Source organism: Methylacidiphilum caldifontis, from assembly GCF_017310505.1.
In the GTDB taxonomy this organism is placed as follows: domain Bacteria; phylum Verrucomicrobiota; class Verrucomicrobiia; order Methylacidiphilales; family Methylacidiphilaceae; genus Methylacidiphilum; species Methylacidiphilum caldifontis.
In genome coordinates, this window is record NZ_CP065957.1 from 1,003,057 (window position 1) to 1,019,752 (window position 16,696).

Sequence of the window (16,696 nt, forward strand, 5' to 3'; positions counted from 1 at the left end):
TTAGCTGATCAATTCCAACAAGGCGGATAAAGGGATTTCAACCCAAGAAGGTCTACTACCCAATTCATAACCTACTTCATATATGAGCTTTTCAAGTAGAAAGAAGCCTAGCAGCGGCTGCAAATATCTTTCAGTAGTTGGTAAAAGGAGCGTTCCCCATGCTTTTTGCTTGTAAGTCTCTAAAAAGTTTTTTGAAATTTTTAAATACCATTGGATAGCCAGCTCTTTTTCAAAAGGATCTTCTCTTTCTTTAGCCTTGAGACAACAGTAGGCTACATAATGAAATGACCGCATCATTCCCGCCACATCTCTCAAGGCCGGCCAGCGAATTTTCCTTTCCTCCATGGTTCTGTTGGGTTCCCCTTCAAAATCGATAATCAGGTAATCGGATCCTGTCCATAACACTTGGCCTAGGTGATAATCACCATGAGTTCTTATTTTATAAAGGCATCCTTCTTCGACCTCAGCGATCTTTTCCTCTAGCCTTTGTCGAACCCTGTCCTTTAAAGAAGAAAAGGAAAGATTTTTTTTCGATAACAACACGTTAAACCAGGGATTTGTTGTCGCATCCGCCCATCTCTCATCCATGAGTTGCAAGGTCTCATCAAAAAGAAAACTGAGATCTCTTTTCTCTAGGGGCTGTGGTTCAAAAGAGGCTATCCCTTGAGCATCCGCTAAGCCAAGATGGAGTTCAGCTGTTCTTTGCCCAAGCAAGGAAGCATCAGGGCCAAAATAATCGCTCTGTAATTTTTCGTCAAGCCACCGGTCCACTTCAGCGCTAGGAATACTTCTAGCTTGCTCAATACATCGAGACAAAGCTCCCAAAGCCCTCTTCCAACCGCTCCCCTGGTTATGAACATAGGTGGTCAGCAGGCCAACAGTATAATTTGTAGCCTCGATGAAGAGTTCAATTTTACCCATGCAGGCAGGAACGTGGGCAAAAGAAGACTTTTCTGTAAGAAACGAAAGAATCTCGACCTCTGGGTTCTCTCCCGGCTCAAGCTTTCTGTAGAGTTTCAAAAAAAATTGGTTGTTTAATACACAAGAACTGTTGGATTGTTCCAGGGATAAAAATTGTACTTTAACATCATCCGGTGCGTTCCAAGAGCGTAAAAAAGAAGAGCCATAACCTTTTAATTTGGCTTTTCTCCCATAGAGCTCAGTTTCTTTAGCGATCAGATCAAAGAACAATCGACACCACTTTGTTTTTGTTGTAGCCTCCAGGTATCTTATGGAATGCTCTGGATCAAAAAACAGCTCTTCTTCTTGACTCCGTTGGCTGGACTTTATTTTCTCTAGAGGCAAAGAATAGAGTTCACGCTGGCCATCGGTATAAATAACCCAGAAAAAAAGAAGACTGAACTCATTTGTAGGATTAAGAGAAAATTCTTCTTCAACATCAACTTGTTTTATGGTTTTTGATTTAGAAGAAAACCACCGACAACGAACCAAATAAGCTTGTAGAGCCTCTAACAGTGCCTTTTGCCTATGGGAAGTAAGGCAAAAAAAAGACTCCATGAATTTCAATTTTATTCTTTCTTTTATTAATGTCAGGGAGAAAACGAGCCATCTTGGGACAATCGAAAGATATGGGCAGGGCAGTTTTCAGGATCAAGTTTCACAAAGTTCCATTCTCCATGCCAAGTGTAGGTGACATCCGCAAGAAGATCGGTCAGCTGAAAGGGTTTGGAATGATCTAGCCCAGCCAACGATGGAGGAAAATGAACCCAACCCATCTCGGTATTCCTGCTCGTGTTTACAACAATAAGAAGAGGATCTCCCTGTCCAGGTAGAATTTTAAGATAAGCGAGCAGCCTTGGATTATCGGTTTGTATAAACTGGATGTTTTCCGTTCTCTGCAAGGCCAGATTATTCTTCCGGATATGGTTAATTTTGGTAATGAACTCTTTTATATTGCCAGGAGCATCCCAATCCCAATGTTTAATTTCGTACTTTTCAGAATCTTTATATTCTTCCTTTCCTGGTTCAAGGGGAACATTAATACAAAGTTCGAAAGCTGGACCATAAATCCCATAATTAGAGCTCAGGGTCGCTGCTAACACAAGTCGCATTTTAAAAACTGACGGTGGTGCATACTGGAGATAACTTGGCAAAATATCGGGAGTATTAGGCCAAAAATTAGGTCTAAAATACTCAACGAGCGATGGGGATACCAACTCCTCCATGTAAGCCCTAATCTCTGAGGCTTCTGATCTCCAGCTAAAATAGGTATAGCTTTGAGAAAACCCGCGCTTGGCTAATCCATAAAGCAATTTCGGCCTTGTGAATGCTTCAGAAAGAAAGAGAGTATCGGGATAATCCTTTTTGATTTCCCATAGAACCCACCGCCAAAACTCCAACGGCTTGGTATGAGGATTATCTACCCGAAAGATCCTGATGCCCTGCTCTATCCAAAAAACGAATATACTTTTGAGCTCTTCCCATAAGGCTTGCCAATCCTCCGTTTCGAAATCAAATGGAACTATATCTTCGTATTTTTTGGGAGGATTTTCGGCATACTGTACAGACCCATCGGGTCTCCATTTAAACCAGGAAGGATGCTCGATCAGGTAAGGATGATCTGGAGAACATTGAAAAGCGATGTCCAATGCTACTTCTATGCCATAATCAGCAGCCTTATTTACAAAATGTTTGAAGTCTTCCAGGGTACCTAAAGCGGGATGGACCGTTTTATGTCCTCCTTCGGCCGATCCAATCGCCCAAGGACTTCCTACGTCCTCCAGCGAGGCGATCAAAGCATTGTTCTTGCCCTTTCTTGCCTTTTTCCCGATAGGATGGATAGGAGGCAAATAAACGATATCAAAGCCCATAGCCGCAATTTCAGGTAGAAGTCTTTCACATTCCTTGAATGTTCCATGCCGACCAGGAACCGTACTCCAAGACCTGGGGAAAAATTCATACCAACTGCTAAATTGAGCCTTGGCACGTTCTACAAAAATAAAAAAAGGCCTATCGGATTCTACAGATAAACTTCTATCTGGATTTTTTGAAACCAGTTCTTGCAAGTAGGGATTTTTAGCCAAGTGTAACCTTTGGACCAGCGATAACCGTTCATCCTTGAGATTATCTATCCAGTTTTTGATTTCCTTGTTTTGGGTAAAAGAGAAATTTTTTTCAAGCAACCCTATCCCAATGGACAACTCCACCGCGATCTCTTCGTCGTTTTCTGCTAACTTATGAATTTTTTCCAACCAATTTTGAAAATGATCTATCCATCCGATGATTTTCCCCTCGTATATTCCCAGATTTTCTAAAGGAAATGAGGCTTCCCATTCATCATTTCCAAGATCCACCATGGGGATCTCAATCCATTGGCTTTGAGCAATATGTTTAAAAGCAAGACTAACCGAGATCCTCTCATGTCCATCGGAAAAGACATGAGCACGAACAACCATTGTTTGCCCAATTATCCTTTTCAGGGGAAAAGCACCACAATCCACCGAGGGAATAATCCGTTCTATAACAATCCTTTTTCTGCCATCGATAGGCATGGGAGACTTTTGAAGATCATTGCGAGATAAAGACGATTGCATCGCTTTAATAACAAAGGTTTAAAGTTTTTCAGCTTTTTTACTTTTTGAAATTAAAGCCAAAGAACTAAAGAATTTTTATTTTTTTGTATTTTTAACTTTTAGCTTGTGCTTCAACAAAAAAAAGAATTTTAGGAAAGACCAAAGGGAAAAATCCCATCTTCACCCCGAAAACGATGCTTGTTTATATCATTCGGCAACTGCTTATCTTCGCCAGCGGGATGATCCTCAAAAAAATCCCCTTCATCTTCTGCAGGAAAAACTTGATAACCCGAAAGTTTCATGTCGATCTGTTCCAATTTCTGCTCAATCCTGTCGAACCGTTCATTAAGATGTTGGTCAAGCTGATCGATCCGATCCAATACCGCTTTGACAAGAAACTGCAGTTCATCTTGGGGGTTTTGCCCAGTTGATAAATTTTCATGCCAAGCTCGGGTCAAATAATCGACACGTCTTTTAAGGAATGAAAGTTTATGATCAAAATACCACCAAAGCCCAGCAAAAAGGACAAGGCCCAACAAACCTAATACAAGAAATTCTAAACCATAGGCACCAAAGAGAAAAGACTTCATATTGTGTTCCTTACCGTCAATATTATTAAAAAAAATTATAATTAAAAGATGTTTTGATTTTTTTTTTAAAAATACTTTACAAAACTCTTTATCTGCTGATGTTCAAAAGCATAAACAATTATTTTACACAGTTGAAACCTTTAAGCTTAATCCTTTACCCAATCCTTTTCTTTTTTTTATTGTTCTGGGGAGGTTGCAGCGGAGAAGAGCAAGCCCATTTTGCGGAAAATAAAATTGAACAATATAAGCAGAACCCAACGAAAGAAAACAGGGAAGAAGCTCAAGCTGCTCTTTCCGAACTTGATGCCTCTATACACAGGCTTGAAGCGCAAATATCGAGAGAAACAGGAGAAACGAAAAGAGCCGACCAACAAAGATTAAGCAACTTAAAAAAAAGAAGATCCAAGCTCAATACAGATTTCACGAAAGCAGAAGCACAAACTCTTTTGAACGATTTAAAAAATTTTTTCCAAAACCCTCCCCTTTTAGACAACCAAAAGGATAATAAAACCCAATGATTTTGTGAAAGCTGTTTTCAAAAAAGAAAAGAAGCTTTTTTAATCTTATCAATAAAAGTTGGATTGTGCAAAACGCTGGGCCGACCTTGGACTTCTCTTTATGGATTGATTTGGAACAGGTCCCTGACTATAGGCTAGACGGTAAAGTTTCAGTCTCGAATATTCCTTAGGCCAGAGCTGCCAGAGAGAGGCGGGCTGGTTAAAATCGGAATACCATCTGCCTTTATAAAAAATTTCCATATGCCCGTAATGACTTCTTTTTCTGGGATAGAGGATATGGACATCAAAATCCCTAGGTTGCAAGTGGGGAGGAGCTTCCCTATAAAAACCTGTTTTGACCAAGGCCTCGCCATATTCCTTGGCATAATCCCTTCTTTCTATGGGTCTACCTATAAGTCTTTCAATACAGCTCCTTACTATCCGGGCACACATTCCCCTTGAACACTTTTTCTTTTTGGGAAGGAGAGCTTCAAACTCTTTTCTATGAATGTAAGCTGTCTTGGATGGAGAAGTGTTAGGAGGTTGTCCAAAAGCCGATTTCGAAGAATATGCCCAAAGCCTTCCTCCTTTAAACAACGAGAAAAAGCAAAGAGAAAAAGCAAAAAAACAAACTATCCATCTTGACCCCATATGAAATTTGAATTTCTGCCAAATTTTTTTTCAGTTTGCAACCTTTTTCTATTCTCCTTGAGTTTGACTTCCTAGCCCGGCTGCAGTTATTCTTAGAAAAAAGGGAAAGGACTTATTATAGAAAGCTTTAAGACACTTTCTCTGCCGCCACTTTCTGCAGAGCAGATTTTCGTTGTTGCTCTTAATCGGGCATTCTTCATCGATATTCAAAACCAAAGGGTTCTAGGAATGATCGATTTAGGCTATGTTGGCAATATCGTTCTTTCAGCGGATGCTCAATATGTGTATGCGGTAGAGAGTTTTTATAGCCGGGGAACAAGAGGCAAAAGAACCGATGTCGTTACTCTCTACGACATGAAAAATCTTTCAGTGGTTGATGAAATTGAAATTCCTCCGAAACGCTTTCTCTGCGTCATTAAAAAGTACACCCAAGCCTTGAGCAATGACGGCCGTTTTCTGCTTGTATGCAATATTACTCCTGCCAGTTCGGTAACGGTTGTCGATCTGCATAAAAAGAAATTCGTCCGGGAAATTGCTACTCCCGGTTATGTTTTGCTTTATCCCTATGAAAGTCGTCGATTTGCCATGTTCGGACAAGAGGGAAGCCTTTTGCTTTTCTCTCTCAACGATGAAGGACATTTGCAACAGAAAAACCGGATTCCAGCAGGTTTTTCTCTGAATGATCCTTTGTTTGAACATGGGGTTTATCTTAAAAGAACAAACCGGTATTGCTTTATCTCCTATGAAGGTATGATTAAACTCTTGCAGCTTTCTGGTCCAACGGCACAATGGGAGAAAAGTTGGGATATAACTCAAGGAAGCGACTACAGGCCTTGTGGCTGGCAGCTTCTCAGCTGTGATTCCCTGGAAAATAATCTTTATATCCTCATGCACAAGGCTGGAAAAGACAAACACAAAGAAAGTGGGAAAGAAGTTTGGGTAGTGGACTTAGTGGATCAAAAAGTCAGTAGGAAAATCGAGTTGGAAAGGCCGGTCGACTCAATTCATATTGTAGGTAAAGAAAAAACCTATCTTTGCGGTTTAAATCATAAGGGATATCTCGATATTTATGATCTTCAAAAGGTAGGCCGAACTGCTTTTATAGAAGAACTTGGAGAAGGAGCCTTTCTGCTTTTAAGCTATGAATTTTAAGCCGATGATCGATCCTCTGATCCATAATGGGCTTGTTTTTTTCCTAACAATTCTCTTTTTTTACTCTTCAATTCAAAAATTTGTCCATCACCCCTATTTTGTATTATCCCTAGAGAACTATCGGATTGTTCCCGCTCCTTTTGTAAAGCCTCTTGCTTTACTCATTCCCTTTGTTGAAAGTTTAGCTGCAGGCTGCTTATTTTTCCCTCAATTGAAAGTTTATGGGCTTTGCCTTGTCCTTGTGCTTCTTGGTCTTTTTTCCCTAGTGATAACAATCAAACTTTTCCAGGGCGAGGATTCAATCGACTGCGGATGCTTCGGTCCAGCTTTAAAACAAAAGCTTTCGTGGATACTCTTAGCCAGAAACTTCGTTTTGTCTTGCATTGCAGCCCTCTTATTTTTGCACCAATCCAACCGCGCCCTCACACCCTATGACCAACTGTTATCTCTATGGATAGCCGTCGTTTTATTCCTTAGTTTATCAGCTTGGAATCAACTAATCAGTAACCAGTCGCTTCCCCTTTTGAAAAAAAAGAGCTTTTATGAATGAACTCGTTGTCCCTCTGGTTGTTTTTGCTTGGATTATGATCGGTTTTTTGGCCTTAGGCCTTTTTGCCCTGGCCCGGCAAATCGGGATCCTTCATGAAAGAATTACCCCGCTTGGAGCACTCTCTTTTTCGGGAGGGATAAAAATTGGAGAAAAAATAAGACTTTTTGAGTTAAATGATGTCGATGAAAGCCGTCCTCCCATCCGCATTGGAGGAGAACACCCTCTTAAAAAAGACTGCCTCATTTTGTTTGTTTCACCACGCTGTCCTCTATGCAAAAAGCTTCTGCCTGGCATCAGCTCCTTTAGCCGGTTGTTAGACCACCTTGATCTTATTTTTGCAAGTGACGGAGAAGAAATCGCCGAACATAAAAAATACAGGAATTTAAAATTTTTGGCCCCATTTCCCTATGTCGTTTCAAGGGAACTTGGGATATACCTTGGAGTAGCTACCCTGCCCTACGCTATTTATATTAATGCCGAAGGCAGGGTCATGGCCAAAGGACTCATCAACAGTCTTGAACAGCTTGAAGGGTTAATCGATCATGTACACAATCTAAAGAATGGAAAAGGAACCTTTAGAACCACCTATACCCAGGAAGAACAAAACACTCCTCTGAATTAGCCAATATCTAGTTGCTATGAAAGGGATTGATCGGCTTATTGAGTTTTTCTGCCGCAGCCTTGCCTTGAGGCTTCCCAGGAGAAGTTTTATTGCCACATTTTCCCTTTTCCTTGGGGCTTCTTCAAAGATCGTTGCTTTTCCCGTTGAACACTCTAGCCGTTCAACAGAAGGGAGGGAAGAGAAAAAAGAAAAAAATGAAGCTTCAACTCAAGATCCTACTGCTTCCTGTTCCTACTGGAGATATTGCAGTATTGACGGGTTTCTATGCAGCTGTTGTGGAGGAGGAGTCACTTCATGTCCTCCTGGGACTTTTCCCTCTCCCACTCATTGGGTGGGCAGTTGTAGAAATCCCGAAGATAATAAACATTATCTTATTTCCTACAGGGATTGCTGCGGTAAAGGATACTGTGGACGGTGTTATTGCCGCCAAACCGACGAGCACGAAATGCCTGTGTACCAACTCAATCGAAACAATGATACAATCTGGTGCTTTGGCGCTCCCAACATGATGTATCACTGCACCGGGGCAGCGGTTCTGGGTCCTGCCCAGAATCATCCAGAAACAGAAAGATGACAAATAATTACGGCACATTGGACCGCTAAAAAAGATTTTTTTAGATGAGAATTACTGCTCGGTCACTACTCCTAATGATTTGTATCACCTCAAATTCTTTATTTGGCCTGTCCAAGGAACATGAGCTTTACTTGCTCCATTGTTCAGGTTGTCATGGATTAAAGGGAGAAGGAGTAGTCGGAGTGTCGCCACAAATTAATCGGATCATCGGCTATTTTCTTGCCAATAGAGAGGGAAGAAAGTACATCATAAAGCTTCCTGGTATCGCCCTTGCCCCTTTGAGTGATGAGCAACTTGCGGATCTTCTTAACTGGGTCGTCTCCCAATTTAGCTCGCCGTCTTTTTCTTTTCAGAAATTCACAAAAGAGGAGATTTCGAAAGAAAGAAAAGAGCCTCTTTGGGATATAGAAAAAGAAAGAAAAGAACTTTTAAAAAGACTTCCTGGAAATAGAGTTTTAAGTCGGTCCTGGGAACAATTCATTAGTTCTGCTTCACCTAAACAATAGGAGCACTCAAAGGCTAAAGGAATTTTTTAAGTCGCCTGCAGAATGAAAACCTGTGAACTTTGTTGCAGTTGTTTTAGACTTATAAATAAAAAAGGACCCTAGCTGAAAGAGATTTTATTTGTATTCGGTTGGCGACATGAGCAAAATATGCATTTCTTAGAAAAGGAACTATTTTTCATAAAGCCCTCGTGGCGGAATGGCAGACGCACAGGACTTAAAATCCTGTGAGCTTAAAAAGCTCGTGCGGGTTCGAGTCCCGCCGGGGGCATTTTTCTTGAACTTTTTATCTTTTAGCCCCGCCCATATTCTCTTCGATATAATGCAATGCACCGTATAGACCCAAATAAGGGGTAAGTACCACTTTAACGGGGATGGTTTTTAAGAAAAACGAAAGTCTACCTTTGTCACAAAAAGATTCAATAAATAAAGGTTCTTTAAACTTTTCCACAATGTGAGGGGCTATTCCCCCTCCAATATAGACCCCCGCCGAAGCCAAAAATTTTAGGGCTAAATTTCCTGCTTCAGCACCGAGCAGAGAGATAAAAAGATCGAGAGATTTCACACACAAGGAAGAATCTTTTTGGAGAGCATGAAGAGTAATCAGCTGCGGAGGATCTTCGCTTTTTTCAATCTGGCTATCCAGCTCCTGTTCATCCAATTGAGTAGAAGAGGCTTTCAAATACCTGTATATATTAAAAAGGCCTGGTCCAGAAAGTACTCTTTCATAACTTACATGCCCATAAAGCTGCTGTAGATACCTAAATAGTCCAATTTCTAGTTCATTTCTTGGAGCAAAGTCAACATGAGCGCCTTCAGAAGGAAAAGGCACAAAACGGCCATTTTCCCATCTCAATCCGGCTTCGCCTAAACCTGTTCCAGGAGCAATAAGAGCTTGACAACCCTTGGGATCGGCTTTCCCTCCTTGAATAACAAGAACATCTTTTTCTTCCAGGACAGTCAGTCCGTAAGCTGCAGCTTGAAGGTCATTGATAAGAAAGGCATTTCTTATACCACAAATTTGACGCAAAGTTTCTTCTTCGACTATCCAGTTTAAATTTGTTAATTGTACTTTCCCATCAACAATTGGACCAGGAAGACCAAAGCATGCCGCTTCTAGTCTCAGCTTTTTCTTTTCCAAAAAAAGACCTAAGAATGTTGAGAAATCAGCTATATCTTTGCTTTTATAATACTCAATGGGGTAGGAAAACTGCCTTGATTTTGTAGACTCAAAGAGAGCAAGCCGTACATGAGTTCCACCAATATCTCCAACAAGAATCATCTTTAATCCTTTGATCCCACAAAAATGCTATCTATCCCATTTTCAAGCATAAACTGCTGAACAGTTAAACCGCATTCTTCAAGAAAGGTTTTTATCTCTTTTTCCTCAAGCAAAAAGTTGCCTTCCACATTTTCGTGCAGATTTTGGAAAGCAACACTTTTCATATTCTCCTCTCTTAGTTGTTCGATGTCAGCTGGCCAAATAGGTTCCCAAACCAACACGCGTAGATGCGGTTTTAGGTAGGATTTGAGTTTCTGAACAAGCTTCGACCTTTCTGACCAGAGGTGATGTAACACTCGACTAAATGTAAATAAAGAAACCTCTTGGGGTAGCGGGTATTCAAAAAAATCCGCAGCTACAAATTGTACTCTTTCCTTAAATGAGCTGGAAGCAGCTTGTGCTTGAGCGATTCCCTCCTGGTTCGAATCGATACCTATCCCCCTTAATTTTTCAAATTGGGACAAAAGACGGCGCAGAAGCCAGCCGTTGCCACAGCCCACGTCAACGACAATCCCTCCCTGCCGTTCTATCTCTTCGATAAATGAAAGCCGAGGCAGAATCTCCTGCTGGAAAAGACTAGAAAACTTGTATTCCATCATCGTCCACATATAAGGGAAAACCTCCGGATCCTCAAAAGGAGGAAAAGCATGAATATGGCCTCCGGCTTTAGAAAACTTCGATATCTGGGTCGTTATCAACGGGTAAAAAACGGATTGAAAAACCAAAGGCAATGTTTTGCTCTTCGTTTGTTCTTCTACGAAAAGAGATCCCAGTGAAGAGAGAAAATACAACGAGTCTTTTCTTTCAATAAAACCAAAGGCATAGGCGGCCAAACAAAATCTTTTTAAGTATTCTGGATCGACACCCGTTTTTTCTTGCAAACCTTCAAGGGAAAGGGATCCCCCCGACCGATGCAAAGCTTCAAAAATTCCCATGGATATCCCCAAGTAGGCTACGTTGAGGCCTTGAAGCGAGCAGATCAACTTGTTGCCCTGCGTAAAAAGCTGTTCAAAGTTCATAAAGAAAAAGTAAGTAAAAATGGGACCAATGAGAAAAGCTTTTAGCTGTTACTCATTTAAAAGCTTAAACCGAATTGGAACAATAACATAGGAAGTTACAGGAACTCCAGCCATTTTTGCAGGATTAAATTTCCACCTTTGAACAGTCTCCAAGGCAGATTTATCCATGGGTACGAACCCAGAACTTTTCGAAAGCTGCACGCTCATCGGTTTGCCTTCTGGAGAAACACAAACTTTTAGAATGACTAGCCCTTCCTGTCCTCGACAGCGACATTCTTCAGGATAAGGAGGAATGGGGTTGTGAAGGTAATCGGGTGAAGCTGCACTCGTTACCCCTCCTCCACCACTTGATGTTCCTCTCACAAGGGTTCTTGTATTTTTGCCTTTCCCTAACTTTCCTTGCCCATTAATTGTAGAAGACCTTGGAACAGCTAGAGCAGGCTTAGGTTCTTCTTTCTTTTTTTCAACTAAAGAAAAATCTTCTGGTTTGGACACTTCTTCTTTCTGGGTTTGAGCAACTTGGGCAAGCTGAGGCTGAGTTTCTTCTTTTTGTGTAGCTGCAGTCCCCTCAATCAGATCGACTTGCGAATAGCCTAAAGCTCCTCCCATGGCATACTCAGCTTTTTTGTAAAACAAAGATCCCACACCAAACATAAAAAAACAGTGAAAAAGTAGAGAAAGAATAAATCCAATAAGACCTTTTTTTTCTACTATCCTCATAAACTTTATCCCCAAAACTCATTTTTTAAACCTCAAGTTTCAGACTCGACAAGGAATAAAAACTGACAGGTTTATTCCAGTTTTAATTCCAAAATAATCGACAGATAGACGGGTTAACAGGCCCTATAAACAGCAATAGCCTTTGGAGGTGGGGTAGGAGGTGGTTCCCCAGAAGGGCAACTAAAAGAAAATTCTAAGTAAGCTACAAAAGAATCTAATCCAAGGAAATGGCTAGAAAAACCGCTCGCAAAAAGGACCAGCATGAGATCTTTATCGGTAAGCTGAGGCCAGTTTTTTAGAGGAGGACCATCAAACGATCGAGGAATTTTTTTGCAGAGCTGGCAACTTTCTTTGCCGCCTAAGGTTTTTCCAATGGCTTTGTACCATGGAAGACTGCGAGAATAATCATTGAACATCCGAGTCCAAGCGATAGACTGAAGAATAAACAGCTGTCCTCCTCCAATCCAGATCAATGCCAAGGCTACTAGACAGCTTCCTACTTTTTTCATCTCTCTCTGTTTTCTTTATTTTAAGGGATAACAAGCAGAAGAACAACTTGTATTCTTACTAAAAAAATCAGAGAAAACCAAAAACTTCTTCGAGCTTTAACCCTTTATTCTATAAAATTCTATAGGGATTTGACCTAACTAAGGACCAGGCTCAATGCATAAATTTGTTTCTTTTGTTTTTTACACTACAATCAACTCCTTAATGGGCATAGCATTGGTGGCCATTCTTTGTTCCTGCAGCCCGTTATCTGGTCGTTATATAAAAGAAGCAGAAGGCAGTCCCTCTTTTAGTCAGATAAAAAAGAACCCTAACCTTTACAAAGGCAAAATGGTAATTTTAGGAGGAACAATCGCTCAAATCAAAAATCTGAAAAATAAAAGCTACATTGAAGTTATTCAAAATCCTTTAGATAATACAGATTATCCTTTAAATACCTCAAAATCCCAGGGAAGATTTCTAGCTGTCAGCTCCCGTTTTATCGATCCACAGGTTTACAGCGTAGGCAAAAGGATTACGATTGCGGGCCGGATCGTTGGGGGTCAACAAGGGGTAATTGGACAAAGAACTTATGTTTATCCCTTGATCTCGGCTTCCCAGATTCACCTCTGGCCTTCTACTTCGGCAGCTGAATATGACTATTGGGCTGCAGGCATGGGTATGGGCCCATTTGTTGGTCCAGCTTGGGGATGGGGAGGATACGGCCCAGGATTTTTCTGGTAGTTTTTTTCTTGCACTTCCTGTCAAAACATGGGAAGAACAGAGCATCTGAAAAAGAATGCTTCGGCTGCATAATGAAAGCCTTTAGATTTGATTTTAGGATTACCCAGTTTTTCCCCTTTCTCCTTTTTTTTGGATTGATTTCCTGCAGCCCTTTTTCAAGCACAGTTAAAAAAGAGACCCGAGGACAGCCCTCTTTTTCCCAGGTTTTAAGGAACCCTCAAGCCTACAAGGGAAGAGTGGTGATGTTTGGCGGAACGATAGCTCAAACAAAAAATTTAAAGAACATCACACTCATCGAAGTCATTCAAAAGCCTTTGGATAGTTCAACCGACAGACCCCTGGATACAGACAGAAGTGGAGGCAGGTTTCTTATTGCTTCAACCAAATTTCTCGATCCCTCAATCTATAGCAAAGACAGGGCCATTACGGTAGTAGGCAAGGTGCGGGGCGTGCAGCCGGGAGTTATTGGTAAAAGATCCTATAGCTATCCGGTGATTGGAGCACTGCAGATTCATCTCTGGTCGGAATCCTATTATTACCCGGGTTACTACTATCCTGGATATTTTTGGGGACCTGGTTGGGGGCCGGGCTGGGGCTGGGGTTGGGGTTGGGGTCCTGGTTGGTGGTGGTAACAAGTTAGAAGAGCCGAGATAAGGGCATCATTCTTTTTCAAATAGTTCCAGTTGTTGGGGAATAGAACCGTTTATCTTTTGTTTTTTCTTCTCAACCAATCCGTACTTGTGAAGAAAGCATCTAAACCACCGGCTAAATTCATCGGCTTGTTTTCCACTTCCCGAAAGCCTAGTCCCAAAAGAGCTATCTGAAATTTTACCTTCCCTATAATCTTTTATGCGGCTGAGGATCTTTTCTTTTTTGGCCGGAAAATGAGTGGAGAGCCACTCTAAAAAAAGATCCTTGACTGCCCAAGGTAGTCGCAATAGAGAATAACCAGCGAAAGTAGCTCCAGCTTCAGAAGCCGCTTTCAAGATTGAAGGCATCTCAAAATCATTCAACCCAGGAATTATCGGAGCAACCATAACACCCACCGGGACACCCACCGAAGAAAGCAACCGTATGGCTTCAAGTCTTAAGGCTGGCTTGCTTGCCCGGGGTTCAAGGACAGATGCCAGAAGGGGATCTAAGGTCGTCACGGAAATAGAAACGCTTAACAGATCAAGTTCTGCCAGCTGTTTCAACAGATCCATGTCTCTGCATATAAGCCGATTTTTTGTGATCACGGCAAGAGGATTGCGATATTTCAAAAATATTTCCAGGCAACGCCTGGTCAGCTTAAAATGGGATTCGCAAGGTTGATAACAATCCGTTACCCCACTCATCATGATTAACTTGGGTTTCCATCGCGGTAAACAAAATATTTTTTCTAAAAGAAGCGCAGCTTTGGTCTTTACAAGAATACGGCTTTCAAAATCTAGGCCAGCAGAAAATCCCAAATACTCATGGGTAGGACGAGCATAGCAATAGATGCATCCATGTTCACAACCTCTATAAGGGTTTAGGCTGAGCTCAAAACCAAGATCAGGGCTTTTATTATAAGACAAGATTTCAGAGGTCGGATCTTCGTAAAAAAAAGTTTTAATTACTCCTTTCTCTGTCGGATACTCTTCTTCCCACTCTAATTTTAGAGATTCAAATCGGTTGGATGGATTTGAAAGAGCTCCTCTACCTCTCCACCTCCCCTTGGTCATAGAAAAAGATGGTTGCACGTTCAGCTTCTTTTAATCAAGCGATCTTTCCCATCACATTGTTGTTTTCTTTTAGGGATTCATTTTTAGCCTTCCTATCCTGTATTCTATGACTCATCTGCATACACATATCAACAAGTGCCTGGGCAGCACGACTTTTCATCTTCTCAATGGGTTCGATGATGTTTATCCACCATTCAATGCCATGGGGAGGATCAATTTCACTAAAGAGAAGATCCGTGGTTCCATGTTCAAGGACTCGTCTTGCCACAAAACCTATGCCCATTTTTGCTCTTACCGCTTCTTTTACCGCATCCGCCCCGCTTACCTCAAAGCAAAGCTTGAATCTCAATCCTTTTTTCTCTATAGCCTTTTCAACCGTCTTTCTTACTCCAGATTCAGGTTCTCTCCAGATAATCGGATAATCAACCAGCTCCTCCAGCATTACCCCTTTTTGCCATTTTTCAGCCATGGGATGGTCTTTCCAATAAATCAAGACAATTTTATCTTTCCACCATTTCTTAACCTGAAAAGTTTCTGGAATATCCTCCTCAATAGGATCTTCAACAAAACCCAGATCCAAATCGGTCATGCGCCGGAACAGTTCATGAGTAGGAGCTGTCTCCACAGAAATTCGAATGCCGGGAAACTTCTTCTGGAACTCTACAAGAGATAGGGGGATGTAATAATTGGAAGCAGTGACCGTGGCCCCAATGCGCAAGGTTCCTGCAGATAACCCTTTTAGCCGCCGAATGTAGCCTTCAGCCTTTTTCATGTTTTCTTCAAGGGCCACGGCAAAAACCATCAAGCCCTCTCCTGCTGGAGTCAGAACGACCTCATGCCCTTTTCTACGGTATAAAGGCTCGCCCACAACAAGATTCAATTGACGAAGTCTTGCTGAAATAGCAGGTTGACCAAGATTCATAAGTTCCGCAGCTCGGGTCACACTTTTCTCTCTAATAACTCTCAGCAAAGTCAATAAATGATTAGGATTAAGTTCTATAGAATCAGCCCCCTGGAGTTTCTGAAAAAAATAATCATTATCATTTTCCATAATTTTATAATTTTTTTTGTTTAAGAGTAAATGTCAATAAAAATTATCAATAGATTTTAAAAAAAACTTTATTTTATAAATGTTATGATAAGCTTATAATTTCCAATAAATAAGCTTTTCTTTTGAATTATCGATTATTATTGGAACTCACATCTTTTTTAGGGATAAATTTGGTTGTTTATCTCTATCCTTAAGGGAAATAAAGTGCATGTCAGGGAAGTGGTTCATTTTCTCTAGATAGAAAAGAATGAATCGGTCAATAGTAGAGGATGTTTTGACAATGAACAATGAACTTAATCTATTCTGAAGAAATGATGAGAAACGAACTAGGCAGTTATAAAATTAGGGAAAAATCCGAAGGGATGATTTAGAAAGCTAAAAATCAAGCCAGTGTTGCTACCAACAAAAAAGCAATAGACTTCCCCAACCGCACCCTCATCGTTAGCCATCTTACATTACTATTGCTAACGGATTTTCTTCATGAACCGAGAGACATTGACAGGGCAAAGCTTTGTATGAAAGCTAAAGGACAATTAAAAAAGACTTAGCAGAGGCTCTTACTTTTTGATAGCCCACCAGTAGCGAAACTCACTGAAGCGTAGTGTACCTCGATGTCTGCCTACCCACCGGGGAACATAGGGGATTTCACTGCGCTTGATCAGAATAATCCCGGTTGCTCCATGTTCAACTGCTACCCTTGCGGCATGTTTTCTTTGCCTATTTGTCTCTATAAGCCCCAAGATATAATAAGGATAAGAGGGAGCAGAATCAATCCACACCTCTACGGGGATTTTAGCTCCATCGACAACGAGGGTAATTGTTTGGGGTTTTACTTTTGTCGTTGCCGGTGCATGGCGCTCAGGTTTAGGAGAAGGAAAATATTCTGTTTTGGCCAGGATCGGCGAACAAAAGGCAAGGCAAAATAAAAAGATATAACAGCTGCTCTTTATTTCTCTTGATTTTAGCATGATACTTAGTAATGAAAAAGGGAACTATTAACAAGAAAAAATTCAAAA

The 16,696-nt window shown here is 41.1% G+C and carries 19 protein-coding genes and 1 tRNA gene; 9 read left to right on the forward strand and 11 right to left on the reverse strand.

Going from position 1 to position 16,696, the window contains the following annotated elements:
* The 3 genes from IT6_RS04745 to IT6_RS04755 all read right to left on the reverse strand — a co-directional run bounded on the left by IT6_RS04745 (position 1) and on the right by IT6_RS04755 (position 4,123).
* The gene (locus IT6_RS04745) at positions 1-1,518 is read right to left on the reverse strand and encodes a maltokinase N-terminal cap-like domain-containing protein (protein ID WP_134439386.1); all 1,518 of its coding nucleotides are present in this window, start codon (positions 1,516-1,518) and stop codon (positions 1-3) included.
* Positions 1,519-1,550: 32 nt separating this feature from the next.
* A complete protein-coding gene (locus IT6_RS04750) occupies positions 1,551-3,554 on the reverse strand; it encodes an alpha-1,4-glucan--maltose-1-phosphate maltosyltransferase (RefSeq protein ID WP_134439387.1) in 2,004 nt (667 codons plus the stop codon).
* A 128-nt stretch (positions 3,555-3,682) separates the two neighbouring features.
* Positions 3,683-4,123, reverse strand: coding sequence for a hypothetical protein (locus IT6_RS04755; RefSeq protein WP_206828228.1), 441 nt, complete (start codon positions 4,121-4,123; stop codon positions 3,683-3,685).
* Positions 4,124-4,221: 98 nt separating this feature from the next.
* Here IT6_RS04755 and IT6_RS04760 point away from each other — a divergent pair, with 98 nt between their 5' ends.
* Positions 4,222-4,641: an enzyme of heme biosynthesis gene (locus IT6_RS04760; RefSeq protein WP_242524348.1), complete on the forward strand. Its 420-nt coding sequence runs from the start codon at positions 4,222-4,224 to the stop codon at positions 4,639-4,641.
* Positions 4,642-4,689: 48 nt separating this feature from the next.
* Here IT6_RS04760 and IT6_RS04765 read toward each other — a convergent pair whose 3' ends face one another.
* Positions 4,690-5,271, reverse strand: coding sequence for a hypothetical protein (locus IT6_RS04765; RefSeq protein WP_134439389.1), 582 nt, complete (start codon positions 5,269-5,271; stop codon positions 4,690-4,692).
* 117 nt (positions 5,272-5,388) lie between these two features.
* Between IT6_RS04765 and IT6_RS04770 the strand changes: the two genes are divergently transcribed.
* From IT6_RS04770 to IT6_RS04795, 6 genes are all read left to right on the forward strand, one after another.
* Entirely contained in the window at positions 5,389-6,423 is a 1,035-nt protein-coding gene (locus IT6_RS04770) for an amine dehydrogenase large subunit (protein WP_305798140.1), read from the forward strand.
* On the forward strand, positions 6,413-6,973 hold the full coding sequence (locus IT6_RS04775) for a MauE/DoxX family redox-associated membrane protein (RefSeq protein WP_206828230.1): 561 nt from the start codon (positions 6,413-6,415) through the stop codon (positions 6,971-6,973). Before IT6_RS04770 ends, IT6_RS04775 begins: the two co-directional genes overlap by 11 nt.
* On the forward strand, positions 6,966-7,595 hold the full coding sequence (locus IT6_RS04780; protein WP_206828233.1) for a thioredoxin domain-containing protein: 630 nt from the start codon (positions 6,966-6,968) through the stop codon (positions 7,593-7,595). The genes IT6_RS04775 and IT6_RS04780 overlap by 8 nt, the downstream gene beginning before the upstream one ends.
* 16 nt (positions 7,596-7,611) lie before the next feature.
* Positions 7,612-8,169 (forward strand): methylamine dehydrogenase light chain, encoded by a 558-nt coding sequence (locus tag IT6_RS04785; protein WP_206828235.1) that lies wholly within the window; start codon positions 7,612-7,614, stop codon positions 8,167-8,169.
* 44 nt (positions 8,170-8,213) lie between these two features.
* The gene (locus IT6_RS04790; RefSeq protein WP_206828236.1) at positions 8,214-8,675 is read left to right on the forward strand and encodes a c-type cytochrome; all 462 of its coding nucleotides are present in this window, start codon (positions 8,214-8,216) and stop codon (positions 8,673-8,675) included.
* 182 nt (positions 8,676-8,857) lie between these two features.
* Positions 8,858-8,943 (forward strand) — tRNA-Leu (locus IT6_RS04795).
* A gap of 15 nt (positions 8,944-8,958) precedes the next feature.
* Here the strand turns inward: IT6_RS04795 and glk are convergent.
* The 4 genes from glk to IT6_RS04815 form a co-directional block, all read right to left on the reverse strand.
* Positions 8,959-9,954, reverse strand: a complete 996-nt coding sequence (gene glk / locus IT6_RS04800) for a glucokinase (RefSeq protein WP_134439394.1) — start codon at positions 9,952-9,954, stop codon at positions 8,959-8,961.
* A 2-nt stretch (positions 9,955-9,956) separates the two neighbouring features.
* Entirely contained in the window at positions 9,957-10,973 is a 1,017-nt protein-coding gene (locus IT6_RS04805) for a class I SAM-dependent methyltransferase (protein ID WP_206828238.1), read from the reverse strand.
* 48 nt (positions 10,974-11,021) lie between these two features.
* Positions 11,022-11,693, reverse strand: a complete 672-nt coding sequence (locus IT6_RS04810; RefSeq protein WP_206828240.1) for an energy transducer TonB — start codon at positions 11,691-11,693, stop codon at positions 11,022-11,024.
* A 113-nt stretch (positions 11,694-11,806) separates the two neighbouring features.
* Complete coding sequence (locus tag IT6_RS04815; RefSeq protein WP_206828242.1) at positions 11,807-12,202, reverse strand: hypothetical protein; 396 nt, start codon at positions 12,200-12,202, stop codon at positions 11,807-11,809.
* Between the two features lie 154 nt (positions 12,203-12,356).
* Between IT6_RS04815 and IT6_RS04820 the strand changes: the two genes are divergently transcribed.
* Entirely contained in the window at positions 12,357-12,923 is a 567-nt protein-coding gene (locus tag IT6_RS04820; protein WP_242524350.1) for a Slp family lipoprotein, read from the forward strand.
* A gap of 71 nt (positions 12,924-12,994) precedes the next feature.
* Entirely contained in the window at positions 12,995-13,555 is a 561-nt protein-coding gene (locus IT6_RS04825; RefSeq protein ID WP_206828244.1) for a Slp family lipoprotein, read from the forward strand.
* 27 nt (positions 13,556-13,582) lie between these two features.
* On the opposite strand, the gene IT6_RS04830 is transcribed toward IT6_RS04825, so the two are convergent.
* The 3 genes from IT6_RS04830 to IT6_RS04840 all read right to left on the reverse strand — a co-directional run bounded on the left by IT6_RS04830 (position 13,583) and on the right by IT6_RS04840 (position 16,648).
* Entirely contained in the window at positions 13,583-14,629 is a 1,047-nt protein-coding gene (locus IT6_RS04830; protein ID WP_206828534.1) for a PA0069 family radical SAM protein, read from the reverse strand.
* Between the two features lie 34 nt (positions 14,630-14,663).
* Positions 14,664-15,680, reverse strand: coding sequence for a LysR family transcriptional regulator (locus IT6_RS04835; protein ID WP_134440614.1), 1,017 nt, complete (start codon positions 15,678-15,680; stop codon positions 14,664-14,666).
* Between the two features lie 557 nt (positions 15,681-16,237).
* Complete coding sequence (locus tag IT6_RS04840) at positions 16,238-16,648, reverse strand: hypothetical protein (RefSeq protein ID WP_134440436.1); 411 nt, start codon at positions 16,646-16,648, stop codon at positions 16,238-16,240.
* Positions 16,649-16,696 lie beyond the last annotated feature (48 nt).

Coding starts and splice junctions, on each gene's coding strand:
- IT6_RS04835 (WP_134440614.1), bottom strand. CDS start 15,680: ATGGAAAATGATAATGATTATTTTTTTCAGAAACTCCAGGGGGCTGAT.
- IT6_RS04810 (WP_206828240.1), bottom strand. CDS start 11,693: ATGAGGATAGTAGAAAAAAAAGGTCTTATTGGATTTATTCTTTCTCTA.
- IT6_RS04820 (WP_242524350.1), top strand. CDS start 12,357: ATGCATAAATTTGTTTCTTTTGTTTTTTACACTACAATCAACTCCTTA.
- IT6_RS04805 (WP_206828238.1), bottom strand. CDS start 10,973: ATGAACTTTGAACAGCTTTTTACGCAGGGCAACAAGTTGATCTGCTCG.
- IT6_RS04840 (WP_134440436.1), bottom strand. CDS start 16,648: ATGCTAAAATCAAGAGAAATAAAGAGCAGCTGTTATATCTTTTTATTT.
- IT6_RS04755 (WP_206828228.1), bottom strand. CDS start 4,123: ATGAAGTCTTTTCTCTTTGGTGCCTATGGTTTAGAATTTCTTGTATTA.
- IT6_RS04775 (WP_206828230.1), top strand. CDS start 6,413: ATGAATTTTAAGCCGATGATCGATCCTCTGATCCATAATGGGCTTGTT.
- IT6_RS04825 (WP_206828244.1), top strand. CDS start 12,995: ATGAAAGCCTTTAGATTTGATTTTAGGATTACCCAGTTTTTCCCCTTT.
- IT6_RS04750 (WP_134439387.1), bottom strand. CDS start 3,554: ATGCAATCGTCTTTATCTCGCAATGATCTTCAAAAGTCTCCCATGCCT.
- glk (WP_134439394.1), bottom strand. CDS start 9,954: ATGATTCTTGTTGGAGATATTGGTGGAACTCATGTACGGCTTGCTCTC.
- IT6_RS04815 (WP_206828242.1), bottom strand. CDS start 12,202: ATGAAAAAAGTAGGAAGCTGTCTAGTAGCCTTGGCATTGATCTGGATT.
- IT6_RS04790 (WP_206828236.1), top strand. CDS start 8,214: ATGAGAATTACTGCTCGGTCACTACTCCTAATGATTTGTATCACCTCA.
- IT6_RS04745 (WP_134439386.1), bottom strand. CDS start 1,518: ATGGAGTCTTTTTTTTGCCTTACTTCCCATAGGCAAAAGGCACTGTTA.
- IT6_RS04785 (WP_206828235.1), top strand. CDS start 7,612: ATGAAAGGGATTGATCGGCTTATTGAGTTTTTCTGCCGCAGCCTTGCC.
- IT6_RS04765 (WP_134439389.1), bottom strand. CDS start 5,271: ATGGGGTCAAGATGGATAGTTTGTTTTTTTGCTTTTTCTCTTTGCTTT.
- IT6_RS04760 (WP_242524348.1), top strand. CDS start 4,222: ATGTTCAAAAGCATAAACAATTATTTTACACAGTTGAAACCTTTAAGC.
- IT6_RS04780 (WP_206828233.1), top strand. CDS start 6,966: ATGAATGAACTCGTTGTCCCTCTGGTTGTTTTTGCTTGGATTATGATC.
- IT6_RS04830 (WP_206828534.1), bottom strand. CDS start 14,629: ATGACCAAGGGGAGGTGGAGAGGTAGAGGAGCTCTTTCAAATCCATCC.